This is a genomic window from Leeuwenhoekiella palythoae (assembly GCF_900130045.1).
Lineage (GTDB): Bacteria > Bacteroidota > Bacteroidia > Flavobacteriales > Flavobacteriaceae > Leeuwenhoekiella > Leeuwenhoekiella palythoae.
The window spans coordinates 26,582-47,237 of sequence record NZ_FQXT01000001.1 but is presented as its reverse complement, the minus strand read 5'-3'; the positions used below and the strand labels follow the sequence as shown (position 1 = coordinate 47,237).

Annotated in this window: 22 protein-coding genes and 1 tRNA gene; 9 read left to right on the top strand and 14 right to left on the bottom strand. The window is 38.0% G+C overall.

Annotation, left to right across the window (positions count from 1 at the left end):
- The first annotated feature begins 3 nt into the window (after positions 1–3).
- Positions 4–1,470, top strand: a complete 1,467-nt coding sequence (locus BUA96_RS00210; RefSeq protein WP_072979132.1) for a glutamate synthase subunit beta — start codon at positions 4–6, stop codon at positions 1,468–1,470.
- 113 nt (positions 1,471–1,583) lie between these two features.
- Complete coding sequence (locus BUA96_RS00205) at positions 1,584–2,024, top strand: hypothetical protein (RefSeq protein ID WP_128755721.1); 441 nt, start codon at positions 1,584–1,586, stop codon at positions 2,022–2,024.
- Positions 2,025–2,074: 50 nt separating this feature from the next.
- Here the strand turns inward: BUA96_RS00205 and BUA96_RS00200 are convergent, their stop codons facing one another.
- From BUA96_RS00200 to BUA96_RS00170, 7 genes are all read right to left on the bottom strand, one after another.
- Positions 2,075–2,590 (bottom strand): hypothetical protein, encoded by a 516-nt coding sequence (locus tag BUA96_RS00200; RefSeq protein WP_128755722.1) that lies wholly within the window; start codon positions 2,588–2,590, stop codon positions 2,075–2,077.
- 42 nt (positions 2,591–2,632) lie between these two features.
- The gene (locus BUA96_RS00195; protein ID WP_084673005.1) at positions 2,633–3,424 is read right to left on the bottom strand and encodes a S1 family peptidase; all 792 of its coding nucleotides are present in this window, start codon (positions 3,422–3,424) and stop codon (positions 2,633–2,635) included.
- The gene (locus BUA96_RS00190; RefSeq protein ID WP_072979126.1) at positions 3,415–4,014 is read right to left on the bottom strand and encodes a hypothetical protein; all 600 of its coding nucleotides are present in this window, start codon (positions 4,012–4,014) and stop codon (positions 3,415–3,417) included. The genes BUA96_RS00195 and BUA96_RS00190 overlap by 10 nt, the downstream gene beginning before the upstream one ends.
- 182 nt (positions 4,015–4,196) lie before the next feature.
- Positions 4,197–5,315 carry a DNA polymerase III subunit beta gene (gene dnaN, locus BUA96_RS00185; RefSeq protein ID WP_072979124.1) on the bottom strand — a complete coding sequence of 373 codons (1,119 nt, stop codon included), beginning with the start codon at positions 5,313–5,315 and terminating at the stop codon, positions 4,197–4,199.
- Positions 5,316–5,453: 138 nt separating this feature from the next.
- Positions 5,454–7,133: a gliding motility-associated ABC transporter substrate-binding protein GldG gene (gene gldG, locus BUA96_RS00180; RefSeq protein ID WP_072979122.1), complete on the bottom strand. Its 1,680-nt coding sequence runs from the start codon at positions 7,131–7,133 to the stop codon at positions 5,454–5,456.
- Entirely contained in the window at positions 7,130–7,855 is a 726-nt protein-coding gene (gene gldF, locus BUA96_RS00175) for a gliding motility-associated ABC transporter permease subunit GldF (RefSeq protein WP_072979120.1), read from the bottom strand. Before gldF ends, gldG begins: the two co-directional genes overlap by 4 nt.
- Positions 7,856–7,879: 24 nt before the next feature.
- Positions 7,880–8,839, bottom strand: a complete 960-nt coding sequence (locus tag BUA96_RS00170) for a Gfo/Idh/MocA family oxidoreductase (protein WP_072979118.1) — start codon at positions 8,837–8,839, stop codon at positions 7,880–7,882.
- Between the two features lie 195 nt (positions 8,840–9,034).
- Between BUA96_RS00170 and BUA96_RS00165 the strand changes: the two genes are divergently transcribed.
- Positions 9,035–9,676 (top strand): protein-L-isoaspartate(D-aspartate) O-methyltransferase, encoded by a 642-nt coding sequence (locus BUA96_RS00165; protein WP_072980396.1) that lies wholly within the window; start codon positions 9,035–9,037, stop codon positions 9,674–9,676.
- 3 nt (positions 9,677–9,679) lie between these two features.
- On the opposite strand, the gene BUA96_RS00160 is transcribed toward BUA96_RS00165, so the two are convergent.
- Together BUA96_RS00160 and BUA96_RS00155 are read right to left on the bottom strand one after the other, a co-directional pair.
- Entirely contained in the window at positions 9,680–9,913 is a 234-nt protein-coding gene (locus BUA96_RS00160) for a hypothetical protein (RefSeq protein ID WP_072979116.1), read from the bottom strand.
- A gap of 142 nt (positions 9,914–10,055) precedes the next feature.
- Complete coding sequence (locus BUA96_RS00155) at positions 10,056–10,796, bottom strand: hypothetical protein (protein WP_072980394.1); 741 nt, start codon at positions 10,794–10,796, stop codon at positions 10,056–10,058.
- 202 nt (positions 10,797–10,998) lie between these two features.
- Between BUA96_RS00155 and BUA96_RS00150 the strand changes: the two genes are divergently transcribed.
- The 3 genes from BUA96_RS00150 to BUA96_RS00140 are packed head-to-tail and all read left to right on the top strand — an operon-like array spanning position 10,999 to position 13,714.
- The gene (locus BUA96_RS00150; RefSeq protein WP_072979114.1) at positions 10,999–11,892 is read left to right on the top strand and encodes a DUF72 domain-containing protein; all 894 of its coding nucleotides are present in this window, start codon (positions 10,999–11,001) and stop codon (positions 11,890–11,892) included.
- The gene (locus tag BUA96_RS00145; RefSeq protein WP_072979112.1) at positions 11,889–12,368 is read left to right on the top strand and encodes a gluconokinase; all 480 of its coding nucleotides are present in this window, start codon (positions 11,889–11,891) and stop codon (positions 12,366–12,368) included. The genes BUA96_RS00150 and BUA96_RS00145 overlap by 4 nt, the downstream gene beginning before the upstream one ends.
- Complete coding sequence (locus BUA96_RS00140; protein WP_072979110.1) at positions 12,368–13,714, top strand: GntP family permease; 1,347 nt, start codon at positions 12,368–12,370, stop codon at positions 13,712–13,714. The genes BUA96_RS00145 and BUA96_RS00140 overlap by 1 nt, the downstream gene beginning before the upstream one ends.
- Here BUA96_RS00140 and BUA96_RS00135 read toward each other — a convergent pair.
- The 5 genes from BUA96_RS00135 to BUA96_RS00115 form a co-directional block, all read right to left on the bottom strand.
- A complete protein-coding gene (locus BUA96_RS00135) occupies positions 13,711–14,805 on the bottom strand; it encodes an endonuclease/exonuclease/phosphatase family protein (protein WP_072979108.1) in 1,095 nt (364 codons plus the stop codon). The genes BUA96_RS00140 and BUA96_RS00135 overlap by 4 nt on opposite strands.
- Before the next feature lie 61 nt (positions 14,806–14,866).
- Positions 14,867–16,153 carry a mechanosensitive ion channel family protein gene (locus BUA96_RS00130; protein ID WP_072979106.1) on the bottom strand — a complete coding sequence of 429 codons (1,287 nt, stop codon included), beginning with the start codon at positions 16,151–16,153 and terminating at the stop codon, positions 14,867–14,869.
- Positions 16,154–16,342: 189 nt separating this feature from the next.
- Entirely contained in the window at positions 16,343–16,669 is a 327-nt protein-coding gene (locus BUA96_RS00125) for a CCC motif membrane protein (RefSeq protein ID WP_072979104.1), read from the bottom strand.
- A gap of 1 nt (position 16,670) precedes the next feature.
- Positions 16,671–16,946 carry a DUF2752 domain-containing protein gene (locus BUA96_RS00120; RefSeq protein ID WP_072979102.1) on the bottom strand — a complete coding sequence of 92 codons (276 nt, stop codon included), beginning with the start codon at positions 16,944–16,946 and terminating at the stop codon, positions 16,671–16,673.
- A 3-nt stretch (positions 16,947–16,949) separates the two neighbouring features.
- Positions 16,950–18,941 carry a T9SS type A sorting domain-containing protein gene (locus BUA96_RS00115; protein WP_128755723.1) on the bottom strand — a complete coding sequence of 664 codons (1,992 nt, stop codon included), beginning with the start codon at positions 18,939–18,941 and terminating at the stop codon, positions 16,950–16,952.
- Positions 18,942–19,034: 93 nt separating this feature from the next.
- Between BUA96_RS00115 and BUA96_RS00110 the strand changes: the two genes are divergently transcribed.
- From BUA96_RS00110 to BUA96_RS00100, 3 genes are all read left to right on the top strand, one after another.
- A complete protein-coding gene (locus BUA96_RS00110) occupies positions 19,035–19,592 on the top strand; it encodes a Smr/MutS family protein (protein ID WP_072979098.1) in 558 nt (185 codons plus the stop codon).
- Positions 19,593–19,792: 200 nt separating this feature from the next.
- A complete protein-coding gene (locus tag BUA96_RS00105) occupies positions 19,793–20,068 on the top strand; it encodes a hypothetical protein (protein WP_072979096.1) in 276 nt (91 codons plus the stop codon).
- Positions 20,069–20,419: 351 nt separating this feature from the next.
- Positions 20,420–20,493 (top strand) — tRNA-Arg (locus BUA96_RS00100).
- Positions 20,494–20,656 lie beyond the last annotated feature (163 nt).

The following is a 20,656-nucleotide window of genomic DNA, read 5'->3' as shown; positions in this document are numbered from 1 at the left end:
ATCATGGGAAAAGTAACCGGATTTTTAGAATATGATAGAAAAAATGAACCGTACAAACCTGTTGAGGAACGGATTCAGAAATATGAGGAGTTTACCATTCCGCTTGATAAACCAGAGATAAAAAACCAGGGAGCACGTTGTATGGATTGTGGGATTCCCTTTTGCCATAGTGGTTGCCCGCTTGGTAATTTGATTCCAGATTTTAACGATGCTGTTTATCGCGAGCGCTGGGAAGAGGCCGCGTCCATCTTACACGGCACGAATAATTTTCCTGAATTTACAGGAAGATTATGTCCTGCGCCTTGCGAAGAAGCTTGTGTACTCGGGATCAACGAAGACCCTGTTACGATTGAAAATATCGAAAAAAATATAGCTGAAGAAGCTTTTAAAAATGGTTGGGTCAAGCCAAATGCACCTGAAAAACGTACAGGAAAAACGGTTGCAGTTATTGGTTCTGGACCTGCAGGGTTAGCTACTGCACAGCAGTTAAACCGTGCCGGACATTCAGTAACGGTGTTTGAGCGAGACGAAAAACCAGGCGGACTTTTACGCTACGGAATTCCTGATTTTAAAATGGAAAAGCACGTCATCGATCGTAGATTGGCCATTTTAGAAGAAGAAGGAATTGTTTTTAAATGTGGAGTGCACGTAGGAAAGGATATTAAAGCTGATGCATTGAAAAATGATTTTGATGCTGTAGTACTTTCCACCGGAGCAACGGTGAGACGTAATTTACCCATTCCGGGATCTGATTTAAAAGGAATTTATCAAGCGATGGATTTCTTGCCTCAAAACAACCGTCGTGTAGATGGTTTAGAATGGAAAGGCGAAGAGATCAAAGCTACCGGTAAAGACGTGATCGTAATAGGTGGTGGTGATACAGGAAGTGACTGTATTGGTACCTCAATTCGTCACGGAGCAACCAGCGTGAAAAACTTTGAGATTATGAGTAAGGGAACTCCTGAACGTCCTGAGAATCAGCCTTGGCCCTATTGGCCAATGCGTCTGCGCACCAGTACTTCTCATAAAGAAGGAGCAGAGCGTTTCTTTTCAATTTCTACTAAAAAATTTGTGGGTGACGAAAATGGAAACCTAACAGGTCTTGTTACCGCTGAAGTAGAATGGACGCACAAACCGGGAGAACGACCTACGCTTTCAGAAGTTCCGGGAACGGAAAAAGAATGGAAAGCAGATATGGTATTTCTTGCTTTAGGGTTTACAGGTAGTGAACCTACAGTTGCTGAGCAATTGGGCATTAAAATGGATGCGCGAACAAACATCGAGGCTTCAATAGATAATTATATGACTAATGTGCCCGGAGTGTTTGCTGCGGGAGACTCTAGACGAGGACAATCGCTTATTGTTTGGGCGATTTCAGAAGGAAGACAGGCGGCCCATCATGTAGATACGTATCTTATGGGAAGTTCTGATTTACCGTTAAAAGGGGATGGTGATTTACCAAGAGTATAATTATTTTTAGACTTAATTTTCTGTAAGCCTGAAGGTTATTAATCTTCAGGCTTTTTTTATATACTAAACGCAACCTTTTTAAGTTCTAAGCATCTTAAAAGAAAATATTCTCCATGATGTTTAGATTACTTTTCTTCAGTTTTATGCTATTGAGTTTGAGCTCATGTACTGATGATAATAACACTGCAACAACTAACCTCGTTCAAGAAACCGCAACGGTTCGACTTAACTTAGTTAAAATGAGCGGACAGATTCGGAATTCTGAAACCACGGGAGCCGAAATGGCGTGGCAGGAATACTATATTTTAGGCCCTGAAATGCATTTTACAAAGGTTAGAGAGCGTGATGGACAAACTTTAAAATCTGAAGGTACATTTGATATTGTAATGATCAACAGTGATAAATATCTACAATTTACTCACGATTCAGATGGCGAATTGGTAGGTAATTGTACCGGAGATTCAGTAGAATTACTTATGTATACCACCTCAGATAGTGTGCAGAGTACTTGGCAAAGTTGTGACGGTCCAGGATTGTATTACACCTTTGAATAATGCTCATACAGAAGTAAAAAAAAGAGACTCAACAGAATGTTGAGCCTTTTTTAGTTAGTGAACGTGGTCAACTGAAGCGCTAATACAAATTGAGCGGCAAGATCTTGATCAGTAAATTCATAAGTATTAAAATCGAAGGATTCTTTAAAAACCGTAGCCACTCCAAAAAATGTAAATTCTTTAGCTGCAAGCGCTTCTATAAGATAACGATTAGGTTGATAGTTAAAAAAGGATTTCCTGTTAATAACCACATTATCTGGTCTGTAATAAGGAATTAGAAAAGACATACGTGAATCTAGTTGCCACGTGTAAACGCCGGTAGCTGCTTGTAACATATTTTCAAACTCTAAAGACATTTGCATAACGTCATAGGTTTCATATAACGCGATTAAGATCACAACTTGATTATCATAAGTTGTGGCGTAAAACAGTCCGTTTTCTTGTTTTAATTCCATTCCTTTTGGGAGCGCTATTGTGGCTCCGGTTGTAGCTTCGAGATAAATATCAAAACTAAAATTGTTATACGCTATGCCTTCCTGATCAAGCGCTTGCATTATCTGATACATACCCATTTCAGGGTATTGTGTATAATTGCCCGTAGCATCTAGTTATTTAAAAGTTCGGGATTTTATCAGTTGAAATGAGAATTGTCCATTACTCACAGTTTTGGCGTTTGACGGGGGGATTTCTTCGGCGAAGAGGGTATTTACCTTTTTGAGACTAGATCTGGGAAATGCATCGGTTGCATTTTTGAGGTCGTTTAAGGCGGAAGCTGTAATGCACCAACTGATTCCGGCAGCGCCATTTTCTAAACCTCCGTCTGCAATTCCTATCAGTTTTCCGCGGTAGTCAACAATGGGAGAACCCGAAAATCCGTGTAGCAGCTGACCTTTTAAATAAACAATTTCGGTGTCTAGGGAAGGAAAGCCAAGCGATCTGATCTCTTGTTCTGCAGACGGCTCTAAGAGGTCTTTAAGGCGTTTACCTTCTATTAAACCAACAGTAAAATCACGATCTTGGTATTTGTCGTTACTTCCATAATAACCTACGGTGAACACTTTAGTATCAATGGTAGATGTGGTAATGTTTTCAGGTTTTAAATAGTTTGCGGAAATGCATTCCGAAAGACTCAGCAAGACCAAATCTGATTTTTTAGAAATTCGGTTCAGTCTCACAGAGCACCACGATTTTTCAGAAGGAATAAAAACTTCAATCTGATCTGGGTTACCAATCGAATGTAAAGTAGCTATGATTTGATTGCCATTTCCGTAGAAAAATCCGGTAGAATATTTATTGCCTGATTTTACCCGCACAATAGTTTTGCTGATCTCTTCTTTAACACCACCAAACACAACGGAATTTAAGCAGCACAGGCTTAAGAGTAATAGCATTATTCGCATAGCAATTCCTTAATTAGAAGTACGGAAGATTTTAATTCGCTATCATCCATACTATTTTGTTGAAGTTGGTTAAACAGTCTTAGAAACTTTCCGCCGGAAGCAATAAAGAGTTCTTCGATCTCTATGAGTGATAAATCTTCGACCTCTACTGCGCAAAGCGCTAGATCATTTTCATCAGCCATCAGTAGTGTGCTTTTGAGCGCATTTGCGTTTGCAGCTTCTTTATTAAAAGACAGCTTTTGATTAGCAACAAGTCCGAAATGTTTGAAGTAAATCAGTTCTTTTATTTCCTCATCTGAAAAATTAACCGATTTATAAAGGGCGATCTCATTTTGAAGGGAAGGGGCCAGAACGTCGTGCGTACGTAAGAAAATGCCCAAAAGTAAAGCAGTAAAGCACCCTAGACTAAAGCTGCCAATAATTATTTTATTGCCACTTTCGCCTTCTTTATCGGGGCGCAAGCCAAAGAAAGCTGCTAAAAGAGAAGTAAGTGCTCCTAAAATAATGCCCGTAACTTGTGCAATAGATAGCCCGATTATGAGACCTACCAAAATACCTAAAGCTAAACCAGATAAAAAATCTCTTCTCATAGTATAAGAATTTAATTATCGGGGATTTGCTAGGAGATCAAAGGGTATTTAAATGTAGTGCGAAATTTTTAATAAAACAATAATCTATTGTTTTTCAGTTTTTTATAAAATAACAAAGCGCTCTTGTAATTGCTCACAAGAACGCTTCTAAAATAAAAGGTACTTACTTATCCTTCTTACTCTTAATTATTAAGCATAACCGGCATCACCAGCATCGTTACTTTTTCACCTTCATCTAGACCATCAACCGGAGTTAAAATCCCGGCGCGGTTAGGTAACGACATTTCTAAGGAAACATCGTTGGCATTTAAATTATTAAGCATTTCTACCAGAAATCTACTGTTAAAACCTATTTGCATATCATCTCCTTGATAATCACAGGTTAAACGCTCTTCGGCTTTATTGCTATAGTCAACATCTTCCGCAGAAATATTAAGTTCTGCTCCCGCAATCTTTAAACGGATTTGATGTGTTGTCTTATTTGAGAAAATAGATACCCTACGTACCGAGTTTAAAAACTGGTTACGATCAATCACGAGTTTATTAGGATTCTCCTTAGGAATTACCGCCTCATAATTTGGGTATTTTCCATCGATCAAGCGGCAAAGTAGTTGCACATTATCAAAGCTAAATTTTGCATTTGAGTCGTTGTACTCAACACTGATGTCATCATCACTTGATGCTAAAATTCCTTTTAAAAGATTTAAAGGTTTTTTAGGCATGATGAATTCAGCGGTTTGATTGGCCTGCACATCAGTACGACCGTATTTAACCAGTTTGTGCGCATCTGTAGCTACAAAGGTTAATCCTTCGGTATCAAACTGAAAGAAAACACCGCTCATTACCGGTCTAAGGTCGTCATTTCCTGTAGCAAAAATAGTATTGCTTACAGCGGTTGCAAGCACTCCTGCAGGAATGCTAACTTTGCTAGGATCATCTAATTCAACGGCATTAGGGAACTCTTCTCCAGAGGCATAGGCTAACGCATACTTACCGTGATTAGAACTAATTTCTATCGTGTTATTATCACCTGCAACAAACGTAAGCGGTTGTTCTGGAAAGGTCTTTAATGTATCGAGCAGTAAACGTGCCGGTACTGCAATACTTCCGCTGTCATCAGACTCAACCTCTAGGGTTGCGATCATTGTAGTTTCTAAATCAGAAGCCGAAACTTTTAAAGTGCTTTCTTCTAATTCAAACAAAAAGTTATCTAAAATAGGAAGCGTGTTACTGTTATTGATTACCCCGCCTAAAACCTGTAATTGCTTTAAAAGGTAAGAACTTGATACAATAAATTTCATAAGAAAAAGCTGTTTATGCTCTTTGACACGAGGTCAAAACTAGAATTCAAATGGGTTGACAATTTTATTTTTTAGCTGTCACACAGCCTCACAAAGATATCGTAATAGCCGTTTTTGCCGAAACAAACTTATTAACACTTAGGCCCGATATTTACGCCGTCTCAGCGCTGTATAAATTAGAGCAAACACAGCGAGAAACACTAGCGGAAGCCCTATTGTCAAGGCTTGCCAAGTGGCGCGGTCATTTGATATTTTTTGAATATCAAGTGCAGGAAGATTTATACTCTTGCTTCTAATGTTAATAAGACCATTATCGTCAAGAAGGTAATTGACAGCATTGAGTAAAAATTCTTTATTTCCGTACTCTTTAAATGTGAATTTGTCAAATCCTAATTCTAAAGGTCTGCCGTTTTGATCCAGATCATTTTTAATAAGATCACCATCAGCAACCACGATCATTGCGGTATTTTTTATTGCGCTTTCGCGAAAAGGTTCCCTCAGATTTTCTAACGGAAGAATTCTATTTTTAAACGCCGAAGTAAATTTCCCCTCAACTAAAACCGCCAGATTTTGTGCTCCTGCGGCATATTGCTCGGGGCTGGGTTCTGTGGTAATAGATTCTAGACTTACCGGTGCAGGCACTCCATTTACCTTAGAAAGTACAGAGCTTTGAAGCAATACGGTTTGTTGTAAATCTGTATTTAATAAATCAATTTGATTTGCGTATTCAAATGCAATGGGATTATCAATATTGGTGTTTATAGGATGATTCTCAGCGGGCGTCACTAGCGGATAATAGAACCAGGGGAGTTGCGTATATTGTGAATTTGCGGCTTCTCCACTCGCTAATACCAGGGGTGCTGCGTAGAGATCTTCAATTAAAACAGGATTGATGCGTAAGCCGTACTTAAAGAAAAAATCATCTAGATTAAGTTGTCTTGCGGTAGCCAGCGCCATACCATCACGCAGATACAAACTGTCAGTCTCCATCGCTACTTGATCGAGCAGAAATAATGATTTTCCGCCGTGCATAATAAATTGATCTAACGCATACTTTTCGGCATCACTAAAAGCCTTAGTTGGTTTTGCAGCAACTACAAGATCAAACTTATTAAGCGCAGTAAGTACAGTATCCGGGGTTTGCGCGATAGAATCTAAAGGGAAAGGCGCAATAAAATACCGTTCTCTAAGCGTCTTGAAAAAGTCGGCAATGTATTTATCATCAAGTTCGCCGTTTCCTTTTAAAACAGCAATACGCTTACTTTTTGGGTTGAGCGCTTTATAAAATCCGTTAGAGAATGCATACTCCAGATTTTGAACCGATCTGCTTACGAGTTGATCTGGTGCGGCTCCCAGGCTTTTCTTCAACAGCGGGACAGGGATACTTTTACCTTTATATGAGACCAAAGCCCAAGGAAATATAAACTCCTGACTTACTTTTCCATTATCTCTAAGCTGTACCTGCTCTGGGCGCATTCCGCGATTGTTGAAATCCTGAGCGATTTGCTCTGGAGAAACTCCGTCGGGAACAGGATTTACAAATGCAAATTTGATGTTTGTATTTTGAGAAGCATATTCCTCAAGCAGTTGGCGTGTTTCAATTTGTAATTTTTGAAAAGCATCAGGCACATTTCCTGAAAGAAATACGTCAACAACTATCTGATCCTGTGCTTTAGCAATGATATTTTTTGATGTTTCAGATAGCGTATAACGACCGTCAGCTGTTAAATCAAGTCTGAAATTGAAGGACTGAGATAAAACTAATACGATCAGAACGATCGCTACAAAAATTAAATTTTTTGAGTTTGACTTGATCATCCCTTCACAGATTTTGATTCAAGTTTTAAAACGGTAAGCCCAACAAAAACAGAAGTTATGCTCAAAAAATAAACAAGATCTCTACTGTCTATTACTCCGCGGCCAATGCTTTCAAAGTGCATTTGCAAACTCAGACTTTTTAAAATTTCGATATTCAGCGCGTCTGCAATTCCATTGAATCCAAAGTAAAATAGAAAGCATAAAAGCGCAGCAATTAAAAAAGCAACAATTTGATTCTCAGAGAGCGTAGATGCAAAAATGCCGATGGCAGTATATGTAGCAGCTAAAAAGAGAAGCCCCAAGTACGAACCGATCAAAACACCTTGATCATAATTACCCTGAGGATTACCAAGTTGATCAATAGCATAGACGTATACAAGAGTAGGAATTAAAGCCAAAATCAAGAGCAGCAGTGCACCAAAAAACTTACCCAAAACAAGCTGTAGGGTAGTAATGGGTCTGGTAAGAAGTAACTCTAAAGTCCCCAAACGTAGTTCGTCACTAAAACTACGCATAGTAACCGCCGGAATTAGAAAAATAAAGATCCAAGGTACGAGCTGAAAAAAAGGCGTTAAGTCGGCAAAACCGTAATCAAAAAGATTAAAGTCATTATCAAAAACCCACAGAAAAAGACCGTTTAGGATTAAGAATAGTCCTATAACTAAATAGCCAACAGGAGAAGCGAAAAATGAATGGAATTCTTTTTTCAGAATTGCTAACATAGGCTTGAGGTTCTTTTCAGAATATTATAGATCAGCAATAATTTTCATAGCGATGCGTAAGGCTTCAGTGCCATTTGCTAAGCTCACAATAGGTGTGGTATTTTGCTCAATAGCATCGGCAAAAGCTTCTAATTCGTCTAAAATAGCATTATTCTCTTCCACCTCAGGATTGTCAAAATAGATTTGTTTTTTTACTCCTTCAGCATTCTGAAGAATCATTGCAAAGTCATCTGCCTGTTCAGGCGCATCTTTCATACGTACCACTTCGCATTTCTTCTCTAAAAAGTCTACAGAGATGTAGGCATCTTTTTGAAAGAAACGTGCCTTACGCATTTTTTTCATTGAAATGCGGCTGGCAGTAAGATTAGCCACACATCCGTTTGCAAATTCAATACGGGCATTGGCAATATCAGGTGTATCACTTATCACTGAAACGCCCGAGGCAGAAATGTGTTTCACCTCACTTTTAACCACACTTAAAATGGCATCAATATCGTGAATCATCAAATCCAAAACCACCGGCACATCAGTACCTCTGGGATTAAATTCGGCTAAGCGATGCGCCTCGATAAACATCGGGTTTTCAATAAGATGATTGACGGCTGTAAACGCCGGATTGAAACGTTCTACGTGACCTACCTGACCACGAACGCCGTGTTTTTTGGCAAGCTCACGTATGGCCACCGCTTGCTCAACAGTTTGAGCAATAGGTTTTTCTATAAAGAGATGCTTACCGGCTTTTATGACTTGTTCTGCGCAATCAAAATGATGCGTTGTTGGCGTCACCACATCAACTATATCGCAAGCATCAATTAGCTGCGCAATACTGTCAAAACGATGATAGCCAAATTCTTCAGCAACAGCTTTTGCGGTAGTTTCAGATTCATCGTAAAACCCTACGAGTTCATAGCGTTCTGACTGATTTAAAAGTTTAAGGTGAATTTTTCCCAAGTGTCCCGCACCCAGTACGCCTGCTTTAAGCATAGTATATGTTGTTTTTCCTTTTTAATTAAGAAGGATTGATTTATAGAATATAAGGTCAACGTAAATAGTATAATCTTATTGAGACCTTCTACAAAAATAGGTTTTCTTATGCAGAATTTTGCCATTCTACCTGTTGTTGAAAAAATGCTGGTTTTTGTCTAGGAAGTGGGCTTGTGGTTTGCGTATTTTAGCGGTATGAAGGATACTACTCGTCACCAAGGGAAGCGTAGATTGCTCGCACAAATTGTAGAAAAAAAAGGAGTTTCTAACACCGCTGTTTTAGATGCTATTAGAAAAATTCCGAGGCATTTTTTTATGGATAGTAGTTTTGAAGATCACGCCTATCAAGATAAAGCATTCCCGATTGCAGCAGACCAAACCATTTCTCAACCCTTTACCGTAGGTTTTCAAACCGAATTACTCGAAATAAAAAAAGGTGATAAAATTTTAGAAATAGGTACGGGGAGTGGTTATCAAACCGCTGTTCTTTGTGAAGTAGGCGCCAAAGTGTATTCTATAGAACGCCAACAGGAGCTTTTTAGAAAGACTAAAAACTTTCTGTCAAAATTGGGTTATCGGCCTAAGCGACTCACTTTTGGTGATGGCTATTTAGGAATGCCTGAATTTGCACCTTTTGACGGTATAATCGTAACTGCGGGTGCTCCTTATATTCCTAAACCTCTTTTAGCACAACTTAAGATTGGTGGTAAACTCGTGATTCCTGTGGGCGATGACGTTCAAACGATGATACGCATCGTACGCAAAACACAAACCGATTTTGAAAAGAAAGAATATGGGGAGTTTAGGTTTGTTCCTTTACTTGAAGACAAAAATTAAAATCTAATCCATTGCGGCGTCTTGCCAATAAAGATAATGGCACAAGCCTACACAAAGCGTTGATAAAAAGGCGACGGCATAAACCGGTATATATCGTAGTTCAGAAAGTTGATCTGGCGCAGCCGAATTACTAATGGCATAACCCACTAACAACATCCCGATAAACCAAACTAAGCTACTTGCGAGCAGTTGTTTTGAATAGTTTTTGAGGTAGTTTTTAAATTGTAAAGAACTCATAATAGAACGATTTTGTATCTATAATTTCTTAAAAATTACAGAAAACACCAGAAAATTCCAAATGAGGTTAGACTCTTAACATTTTAAAATTAAAGGTTTTAGCGGAAATTGTAGGTCTGATTACACGCGCTACGTGAAGTATTTAATTCTCTGGAAAAGAAAAAATACTATAATCAATTTCAGGGTTTAAAATAATTTCTTTAACATCAATTGGTTGACCGCCCTGGCTGATCGTAAACGGAAAATAAAGTCCTTCAACCTCTTGATAATCGCTCATAGTAATACTTACCGGTTGCCCTAGCTGTGTAGTTTCAATAGCGATAGGGTAGTAGTTTTGCGCATCAAAAAAGTAAAAACTTTCATTAGGGACCTCTTCACCATTTACAAATTTTGGTTCTTGAGTAAGTTTGATCTTAAATGCTACAATCCCATTTTTAGCAACAGTACTTATATATTCTGCTTTATAACCATTTTCCCGGTAATGTAAGAGCGGTGATGGAAAGTCATTACGTTTCAGTAACATGTTTTTACGCATATCATCAGAGGAGATCTCAGGTTCCATCGTTAAAAAGTTGGTGGTCCACATTGTAGCCCCGTCAAAAGCCATCTGCGTCACTTTTTTTTTGTTGTATTCAAACACAACCGCTTGTTTTCCGCTTCGGGTATTGTAAATGGTAATTGGCACGCTTAAATCACCCTGAGTAAATGAACCTTTAGTCTTAATCGCATCAATTTCAGACCAAGCTTCAATACCACCGGTTCTGTCAATATATTTTGTTATGATCTCATCGGCAGTTTGATTATACATGGTTTCAATTAGCTCTTCCTGTGCCACTGAAGAAAACGTAATCAATAAAAAAGATAAAAACGCTAATGTTTTCATAGATATAATACTAAAAGTAACAGACTGGTATTTTGCGAAAATAGGCATTAAAACGGTATACTTTACTTAACTCCTTTCAAAATAATGTGCACTGAAGTAAAGTGCTAATTTTATGTTTACTTCAGGCTTAGAACGGAAAAATACCAAAGCAAATTATATCTTTAAGCAAAATGCATGTATTGGAATATAAATTGTACTCCTTATGAAATTCGGAAAAGTTAACGATCCCGGAAGTATAGACTTTACGCTTCCGCCTGATCACCCAGACACAAAGATTATACTTAACAGCAAAGCGACTAAAGCTAAACCTCAATTGTATGTGGGGTGCGCAAAATGGAATAAGCAGGATCTCAAGAATTTTTATCCCCGCGGAACAAAAGATGAACTGGGCTATTATTCTAGACAGTTTAATTCTATAGAATTGAACGCGACATTTTACAGACTTTTTCCGAAGGACCAATTTGAAAAATGGTATGAGAAGGTACCGGCAGATTTTAAATTCTTTCCGAAGGTTACTCAGAACATAAGTCATTTAAAACGGCTCATTAACGCCCCCGAATTATTGCCGGAATATTTAGATCATACCTTGCTTCTGAAAGAAAAATTAGGATGCATTTTTTTACAGATGCATAATAATTTTCAACCTAAAAATTGGGATCGGGTAGAGCAGTTTGTCGCCGCCTGGCCTAAAGAAGTACCTCTCGCGATCGAATTTAGACATACGGATTGGTTTAACGAAGAGCCTGTTGCGCAGAAACTTTATCACCTTTTAGAAACAAACGACATTGCAAATGTGCTTGTAGACACTGCGGGGCGGCGTGATATTATGCATATGAGAATGACCAATTCTGAAGCATTTATACGTTTTGTAGGAGCAAATCATCCTACTGATTACGAGCGGCTAGATGATTGGGTTGCGCGTTTAGGCGTTTGGATTGAAGAAGGAATCTCAAAAATTGATTTTTTTATTCATCAAAATGTTGAAAAAGAATCTCCATTACTAGCTACTCATTTTATCAAGAAGATGAATGAGAAGTATGATTTTGATTTGCACCTTCCGGGGAAAGATGATGCTAATCCAACCTTAGATTTATGAGTAACGTAATTATTGTTGCCGGTGTTTCAGGATCCGGGAAAACAACTATAGGAAGATTATTAGCTGAGAAGTTAGACCTTGATTTTAAAGATGCAGATGATTTTCACCCAGCTGCAAATGTTGAAAAAATGAGATCGGGACTTCCACTAAATGATCAAGATCGTGCTCCTTGGCTTGCTATACTTGCAAAAAAGATCGAAGAGTGGAGCAGAGCTGACGGTGCGGTTTTGGCCTGTTCCGCACTAAAAGAAGCGTATAGGAAACGATTAGATGTAAATAAGCAGGTCACTTGGGTTTTTCTTGACGGATCGTACGAACTTCTAAAATCCCGAATGACTGCTCGTAAAAACCACTACTTTAAAGCAGAATTGCTGCAATCTCAGTTAGACACGCTTGAACCCGCAGATTATGGGATACACGTATCAATTGCACCATCGCCCGAAGAAATAGTAGATGAAATTTTGAAAGCCTTATAATGGAAGCACAATTACTTTTTGCAGTCTTTGCAGGGATCGGATTATTATTGTTTTTGATCTTGCGATTAAAGCTACAAGCGTTTTTAGCGCTGTTACTTTCCGCAATCTTTGTAGGGGTGTTGAGCGGATTGCCAACAGAAAGCGTACTTCAGTCCGTTACAGACGGAATAGGCGGTACGCTTGGTTTTGTTGCAACCGTTGTGGGATTGGGTTCTTTATTTGGAGCGCTACTTGAGCATTCAGGAGGGGCACAGGCCATTGCTCAGTACCTTCTTAAAAAATTTGGAATTAAAAATGCTCCGTGGTCAATTATGCTAACGGGATTTTTTGTTGCGATCCCGGTGTTTTTTGATGTTGCCTTTATTATCTTAATTCCTCTTATTTATGCTTTGCAGCGCAGTACAAAAAAATCACTTTTGCTATATGCATTGCCGCTGTTGGCTGGTTTAGCAGTAACTCACGCGTTTATACCGCCTACACCGGGACCCATTGCCGTGGCAGATATTTTGAATGCAAACCTGGGATGGGTAATTCTATTTGGGTTTATAACAGGAATTCCCACTGCGGCGATTGCGGGACCGTTTTTTGCCAAACGGATAGCAAAACGAATTCATATTGAAGCACCCGAGGAGATCGAAGAGGAAAAGGAATCGTTCGCGAATGCGCCCAAACCCGCAACTATACTTTTAATCATTTTTCTACCCATCTTGCTGATCGTTTTAAACACCGTATTGAGCAGTCCGCTTGGAGCAAGAATAGGAATTTCAGAAACTTTTCTTGATATCATTCAATTGCTGGGACACCCCTTTACAGCGTTGATCTTAGCCAATTTAATCGCTTGGTATATCTTAGGCGTACGCCGAAATGTTTCTAAAGAAAAACTCTTAGAAATTTCGACGAAAGCATTATATCCGGCAGGTGTGATAATACTATTAACGGGTGCCGGTGGTGCGTTTAAACAAATATTGATCGATACCGGTGTAGGCGAGATGATCGCTAATGCGCTGCAAAGCGATTATTTTCCACCAGTGATTTTCAGTTTTATTCTTGCTGCTTTAGTGCGCATAATGCAAGGTTCTTCAACTGTAGCAATGATCACTGCCGCCGGAATCACCGCGCCATTAGTAGTTCAGAATAATTTAAATGATATGAAACTTGCTATTTTAGTGATCGCCATTGCAGCAGGAGCCTCAATTTTTTCACACGTAAACGATAGCGGATTCTGGCTTGTAAAACAGTATTTAGGCTTAACTGAAAAACAGACCTTTAAAAGTTGGTCTATACTCACAAGCTTAATCGCGTGTATAGGTTTGGTTGTTTCTACACTGCTTTGGTATGTAGTTTAGGTATTGTCAGATTGTTTGCGCGTATCCTTTTGTGTAGCTTCCTTTTTGATAATATCATACGCTCGCTCTAATTGTTCTTCACGAGGAGGTTTAGGCATTTGCTCTGCTTTGTTTTCAGGTTCAAGTGTAAGTTCGGCGAAAGCAGGAAAATGATCAGAGCCAATGGCATTACCACGCAGAACCGTTTTTGCCCTAAAGTGTTCAGAAACAAAAATATGATCCAGCGGCCAGCGCATAATTTTGCTTTTTGCACTAAATGTATTGAATAACCCACGCCCGATGCGTAAATCAAGCAACTCGCTTACTTCTTTAAAAAGCTCTGTAGATTCTGACCACGCCACATCATTAAAATCACCAATCGCAATTACAGGTAACGTATTGTTTCGGCTTTTGAAGGCAGTTTTCATCATTTCAGCATCCCGATCAGTAGACATAGGATTATGTTGAGGCATCGGCGGGGTAGGGTGAATAGCATATAGCTCAAACCTGTCGCCAGAAGGAAGTTGCACCACAGACTCAATAGAAGGTATGCTGTCATCTATTTGAAAATGAATTTTTGGGTCTTCTAAAGGAAATTTTGAATACAGTAACATTCCGTAGGTATTGTCTAACGGAATTCCTTTATAATGCGGGTAGTTTTTTGATAGTGTAGGTGCAATGGCATTTAACCAATCTTTATCGGTTTCTAGAAGCAATAAAATGTGTGGATCTTTTGCTTCAACTTCTTCTAAAAGCGCCTCGTGCTTTTTATTCTTTTGTAAAACATTAGCTACTAAAAGCTTAAAAGTTCTGTTTTGATCAGTGATGGTACTGTCTAAAACGTCCTTTTCAGCAAGAGGCGTATAGGGATAAATTTTGACAACCTGAAAAACAAGACAGGCAATCATTATGCTCATAAATGCATAATCTTTTGCCCATTTAATATCAAATTTTATAAAATACGCTAAGGTAGCCGCCGCGGTAAAGATGGTGAGTTGCATATGTGGAAAGTCAAAAATGCGTATCCACCAATAATCAGCCGCAATGAACGGTGCTATTGTGAGTACAATAGCGATTCCTCCAATAATCTGGAGTACATTTTTAAAGGTCATTTTAGGTTAGGTTAGGGACTTTCGAGCTTAAAAATGCACTTGAAAGCAGTTTAACCGTAAGCTACTCTTTTGACTGGTTTTTCTGCGTTAAAAAACTGGTAATATCCTTAGAAGAAGGTTCTTCAAAAATTTCAAGACCAAAGAACGGTACAGCAGCGATCACGTGATCAAAGATATCAGCTTGAATGTGCTCATAGTTCTCCCAGCGCTTATCAGTGCTGAAACAAAAGATCTCAAGCGGAATTCCCTGAGCAGTAGGAGGAAGGTGGCGCACCATCAAAAATAAGTCCTTATTGATCGCCGGATTTTCATACAAATAGGCGTCAATGTATTTTCTAAATACCCCTAAATTGGTTTGATTCAATCCGTTTATGGCTAAGCTTTGATCAACGCCTTGTTTTTTATTGGTGCGCAGGACTTCTTTTTCCATATGTTCAATATACGGAGCAACAAGTTGAATTCGTTTAAGTTCTTTTAAATCAGCTTCGGTTAGAAACTTAACGGAATTTTGTTTGATAAAGACCGATCTTTTTATACGTCGCCCCCCGCTTTCTTGCATTCCACGCCAGTTTTGAAAAGAATCTGAAATCAAACTGTATGTTGGGATTGTGGTATAGGTCATATCAAAGTTTTGCACTTTAACGGTAGCAAGGTTAATTTCAGTGACCGTACCATCTGCTCCATATTTGCTAAAGGTGATCCAGTCGCCAATACGCACAATATCATTGATAGAAACCTGAATGGAAGCTACAAAACCGAGTATCGTATCTTTAAATATCAAAAGTATAACTGCCGAAGCTGCTCCCAACTGAAGCACAAAATTCATCGCGTTTTTATCAAAAAGCTCCAGAATAAAAAAGAAAATCCCAATGCCCCATAAAAAGAGCATGGTCACCTGTAGGTAACTCTGTAAAGGCTTGTCGTGAAACTGTTGTTTGGTCTGAAAGTAATCGCGAGATGTACGTAATAAGCTGCGTATAATTTTTAGAATAAGCAGAATTACGTAAAGGTCAAAAATCTTTAGAAGCCAATAAAGCGTGGTGGGGTAATCCTCAAGCAACTCAACAAAAAACCATTTAAAAATGGCTAGCGGAATAATGTGGCCAATATATCTAGGGAAATTGGTAAGAACCAAAAAGTCGTCAAAAGAGGTTTTCGTTTTATTGCTAAAAACCTTGAATGCTTCGACGATGAGTTTTTTAAGAAGTTTATCTAATAAGGCAATGAGCAGGATGAAGATAAACGCATTTATAAATACCGTAAGCATTTCAGCATAAAAGGGAACGACACCTAAGTCTTCTACATAGGAGCTAAAATCTTTTAAATACGTATCTATTTGGTAGGCCATGAGGATTAATTAGGGGCGCAAAATTAAGGATAAAGATCTCAATATAATCTAAGTAAATTATTAAGATTTTGAGACTAAACTATAAAAGAAAAGCCTGAGCAGTCGCTCAGGCTTTCATACAATACGATTTTACCTCAAACGCGTCGCCAAAAGGGTCTAAAACCGAAAAGGCTTGCCGCGAGATAGTAACTAAGCTTGTGCGTTTTGCATCTCCAAAGCCCATTGCTGAATAGCTTCTGCGCTTCCGAAGATGATCAACAAGATTATGCAGAAAATAGAAACGATAACCGCTAAGATTAAACCAATGATAGCGATAATACGCGCAGTTTTAAGTTGACCATAATTCTCATAAAGTTCAGGATTAGGCGCTGCTAATTTTTTGTCTTTATTCGCTAGAAAAAGCGCGATACCAGAAAATAAGAGTCCGCCAAAACCAGAACTGAAGCAGCACGCAATAAATGATACAATTCCTAGAATTAAGGAAATGGTTACGTTAGGTAGTTTTTGTTGTTCCATATCAGGATGTTAGTTTGAGTATATAGCTTACAATAATAGTGGTTACAGATAAGATTGCCAAAACTGAAATGATTTTGCTACCATATTTAACGCCTACCATATAATTCAGGCTGATCATAACACCCAGAAAGACCAAAGGATAAATTGCGGGATATAGCTCAAAGGCTTTGACAAAATCACCTTGAAATAATGCAACCAGAGAACGCTGCAATCCACAGCCCATACACTCAAAGCCTAAGTATTTTTTATTCAGGCAAGGAAGCATGTATTCTTCCATAGGTTACTTAATATTTCTTACAGAAACTTTTTTAGTATACTCAATATTATCTCGCGTGGTCACTCGTACAATATAAACCCCGTCGCTCCACGCATTAGAAGGAATGATCACTTTTTCGCTTGTACCCTCATTTAATTTTGAGACTAAAAGACGCCCGCTAATATCAAATACATTGACTTCTTTAAGTTCTGTTTGCAACGGATTTAGTACCGTAAGTTCAGCGCGACCGTTGTTCTGATAAATATTAAAAGAACGTTTAACCTCTTCAACTTCTTCGACATCTAGGGTTTTAGAATCTTTAAATACAATTTCAAAACGATCAGTATACGTGCCCTGTTCTAGCTCAAACTCATAAGATTCATCAAGAATATCGTGATATTCGTCAGTGAGCTTATCGTGTAAGTAGATGCTTTCGTCTGGGGTGAAATTAATATCTGTAACCTTTATTTCATAGGTGTTGGTAGGATTTGCTCCCGATAATTTGAGAGCTAATTTATTTTCAATTTGATAAGGAAAGATATTCATCAAATAAGATTTATCTGAATCCTCGAGTAAAAAGTTTATATCGCTCGGCAGGCTTGATCTATTTTCTCCATCACCGGCACGATCAAATCCTAATGTTGCCGATTCATACATAATACCTTTTAAAGTTCTTACATATTGATGATTCACAACTGTTGATAATACAAACTTGGGCATTATTAAAATCCCATCTTCCGTATACGTTAGACCTCCAGGATTAAGTGAGCTATTACTTCCATTTTTTTGGGCTGTCTTAGCACCTTTACTTGATGAATTATTTTTAAATTCCGGATCATAAACAGCATTCGTCTCTTTTATAAAAACCCTGAAATCATTTTTCATAGTTACTTGTAGAGTAGGTAGCGGAGCTCCTCCGTCAACAGCAGTTTGTTCAGAGGCAGTTAAATCTCGTCCTAAAACAAAAAATCCTTGGCCAATAGGAGCTATTTTACGTTCAATTTCATTCACCAAAGGATCGTCAGTATCAATTGAAGGCCCATCAGAACGTACTGTTCCGTCTTCATTATACATTACATATGTAGGAGAAGTGTACTCTCCTAGAGATGTACAGTCCATTAATGGAGTAAATGTTCCATAGCCTCCTAAATAATCTGCAAGGTAATGCGATTGTACATTAGGGTCTGACTCCCAAAAAAAAGCTTCTCCAGTGATCACTTCAGTTCCGGTGGAAGGGGTTCCCGAGTACGTACCCAAACAATTTGCAACAGATTGCCCACTATTATATAATAAATAATAACTTAAGTTTAAAGCAGAAGGGTAGGGGTTACCTACTAAAGTTCTTTGCGTAGGTTTAACATCAACTTCAATATTCCCATTATTAGGTATTCCTCTAAAATCAAATGCAGTACTTGTGGGAGTTGTACCACTTCCTACTCCTTTCATTGAAAAACCTTCTCCCGGAAGTAAAGGATTTCCAGAGCTTATTTTTGACCAACCAGAATATCCTTGAGTGGCAATATATTTGTACAACCAAGTTGTTGAAAGTGTTAAAGGAGCAGCTATACCGTTATAACTAGCAGAAAAAGTAGCAGCGTCGCTATCCAATTCATCAATTACTTGATAAACTCCACCGCCATTTCCAGAATCTAAATAAAATCTAGCATTTCCAGCGTTTCCATTATTAGGATTACTTTCATTGGGGTCACCCACAGGAGAAGCCCACATATGATAATCCCAGGCATTTCTTGTATTTTCTTGATAAACCGAGACAATTCCTGTTCCTGAATTTGAGCTATTCTCTCCTTGGATAAGCTGACCTTCATTTCTTAAATAGAGATTACCACCTGTCTGATCAGGATTTCCATCCATACCAATTTCCTGATTGACATATATAATTTCTCCATTGTTAAACACATACGCATTAGAGCCACCTGTCGATGATTTAATATGTAGTTGTCCTACAGACAAAGCCGGGAGTAATAAAAAGAATAATTTGGAGTAAAAATTTCTCATATTGAAATATTTTTGCGAAGATACTAAAATTACCAATCCGTTTGCGTAATTCAAAGAAGATTTGAAGCTTTTTATCGAGTTAAAACCAATTTTATGAGTTCTCAATACAAAATAGGTCAGGGAGTTACACTTTTAGATGATGATTTGTCTGGAGTAATTACAAAAATTGAAGGTGAAAAGATTTTGATTATTTCAAAAGATGGTTTTGAGTTTGAGGTATCTATCAAAGAAATTGTTCCTAATAAAATGCTGGATCTAGAATTTGATGACGATTTCGATGATATGATTAATGAAAAGGAGAAAGCGTACTCAAAGAGAAAAAAGCAACCTATAAAAAATAAAGGCGTTCTTCCTCCAATGGAAGTCGATTTACACATACATCACTTGACGAAATCTGAGAGCGGGATGTCTGCGCATGATAAGCTTAATCTGCAGGTCGATACTGCAAGAAGAAAACTTGAATATGCAATTCTTAAACGCATTCAACGCGTGGTTTTTATACACGGTGTAGGAGAGGGCGTATTGCGTGCAGAATTAGAATATCTTTTTTCGCGATACGATACCGTTAAATTTTATGATGCGGATTATCAAAAATATGGTTTGGGTGCTACTGAGGTGTATCTATATCAGAACTCAAAGCACACATCGTAAGTAAAAACTTACATTTATTTCTTGCGATAATTTATTTTGCTCAGATATTCTCTTGCTCTTGCAATTTTAAGTGCTTATATAGCGGTTAATTACTTAGAAAATCTTAAACAATTCCAAAAATTGTGTATTTCGTCGAAAAAAATTGACTTTTATAGATTAACGGTTATATATTTGGGGTGTAATACAACAAAACCCAAATCATGCTTAAAACTTTTACTCTTATTTGTGCTCTTTTTCTTAGTGCACTTGCTTCAGCTAACACAGATGAAGTGAAGCCCGTTTCTGAAAAAATCATTTTTACTAGCTCTCTTGATTTAGTAGTTGCTCAGCAAGATGAGTCTTTAGCTAGTGAGGATTTACCTGATGCCATATTGAGACTTTACCAATTGGAGAAGGTTAAATTTACAGACAGAATGATTTATACACATAAGCCTTTAGAATTAGCAAATATTAAGAATCCCGTTAAAACAGCTTAATTCCCCAAATTAAGATTTCCCCAAGTCATAATTGATTTAATTACAACACACCCGATTTTCTAATTGCCGTAATACTTCAACCCCAAATCATAAGTTGACGGTAACGATGAAATTACACTTACGATTCCCCCAAATCATAGTTGAATAAGAGTTTAAGTTGGGAGAAAGGCCCGTTGCGCAAGCGCGGGTTTTTCATTTTGTAGAAGGACTTTCTATTCAGTTAAGTGGATTGAAAGGATTATAATATTCAGTAAATGAGCGGTATACTTTTCAAAAGATAAAATTTATTAATTTTCTGAATGGTTATGCTTTCAAATTTTAGTTAAAGCATTATATTTGCACCCGCAAAAAGGTCGCGTAGCTCAGCTGGATAGAGCATCTGCCTTCTAAGCAGACGGTCACAGGTTCGAATCCTGTCGCGATCACTTTTTAAGCATTCAAATTGGATCAAAACCCTGTAAATTGTATGATTTACAGGGTTTTATGTTTTTTATGGATTTATTTAAATAGCTTTAAATTCAATAAAAAATACCACAAATCGGTCAACAAATTTAAACTTTTATTTTGTTGACCGAATTAAGGTTTAAA